The sequence below is a fragment of the Luteibacter sp. P4_E6 genome (assembly GCF_056401535.1).
Map to the genome: position 1 here is coordinate 1 of NZ_JBFUJE010000859.1, position 1,123 is coordinate 1,123.

General features: G+C 58.8%; 2 protein-coding genes. Both read right to left on the bottom strand.

Translation table 11 applies throughout. The features are described from left to right. Positions 1-164: 164 nt before the first annotated feature. Positions 165-848 (bottom strand): hypothetical protein, encoded by a 684-nt coding sequence (locus AC1DT2_RS24140; protein WP_477299249.1) that lies wholly within the window; start codon positions 846-848, stop codon positions 165-167. Between the two features lies 1 nt (position 849). Then, on the bottom strand, positions 850-1,123 hold a 274-nt coding region (locus AC1DT2_RS24145; RefSeq protein WP_477299251.1), incomplete at its 5' end, for a hypothetical protein.

Sequence of the window (1,123 nt, forward strand, 5' to 3'; positions counted from 1 at the left end):
GAATATCCCTCCGGTGCCGACGCCGCCTGGGCCGTAGAACACGCCCTGATCCCAGCGCGGAGCTCCCATTGCCGTTCCGATCATCGAGAACGACAGGAGGATCGCTGCCCTGTGTGCCCAGATTGTGGCCTTCCGTCGGACCGATGTCCCCGTCGTCCTTGTCATCACTGTTCCCTAAAATGAAAATGCTCGTCGACATACCCGTGCATGCCAGGGGTCGAGTCGATAACGTCGTGCATCGCATCCAGGCTGAACTCGTTGAAGCTAACAGTGGCAGGCTTGAACGTAGTGCGACGCTCAACCTCTCTCGAGCCCTTCTTGCGGAAGTGAGTGGCGTAGCCTTTCAAGAGATTGATCCTGGTTCCGTAGGCGCTGCCGTCACTGTTCAACCATGACTGATCGATGCTTACGAGAACCAAGGCTTTTCGTTCGAAACGGAACGTAAAGTCTTCTGACCAGGTTTGATCTCCGCACGAGCCGTTGCAGTTTGTTGAGTAAGTTAACGATCCCGGCTGCAGGGTGACCTGATTGCGACGCACGTTGTCGCGGCCCCACGTCCCCGTGGCTGCAATGGCGCGCTTCACTCCCTCTGAGTCAAGTTTCGAAACGACTATCTCCATGTCATCGCCCGCCCCGCAGTACGTCACGGCCGCCACTTCGTCGTGTCCGTCCGAGTCGATGTCCCCACGGGCATCGATGCCCGGTATGGGTGAGGTGGCGCCTTCGCAGGGAACCTCCGTCGCTTTAGCAGACGCAGGCGGCGAGTTCTCCGCCTGTTGGCCGGATGCAGCTGAAGCACCGTTTGCAGCAAGGGCTGCTAACAGGAGGAAAACCACAAGATTTCGCATGCTAGCCGCCATACTCGTAGCCGTTATCGAGATAGCCGACCTGCTCGAGCTTCACGCCTATGGCCCAGATACCGACCCGTTTGCCACAGTCGACCGGCACGATCAGATACTGCCGATCAGCGGTCACCACGGCAGTGGGCTGATTAGGGAGCGTGCCGAGACGAGTCATCTTTCCGTTGTTCTTTACGAACACGGCTTGAGCTGTCGTGGCGCATGCGTCGTCGCCGTTTCCATCCTTGAGATGACGGGTGCCTGCAAGGTACAGGGCCTGGCCC

Coding starts and splice junctions, on each gene's coding strand:
- AC1DT2_RS24140 (WP_477299249.1), bottom strand. CDS start 848: ATGCGAAATCTTGTGGTTTTCCTCCTGTTAGCAGCCCTTGCTGCAAAC.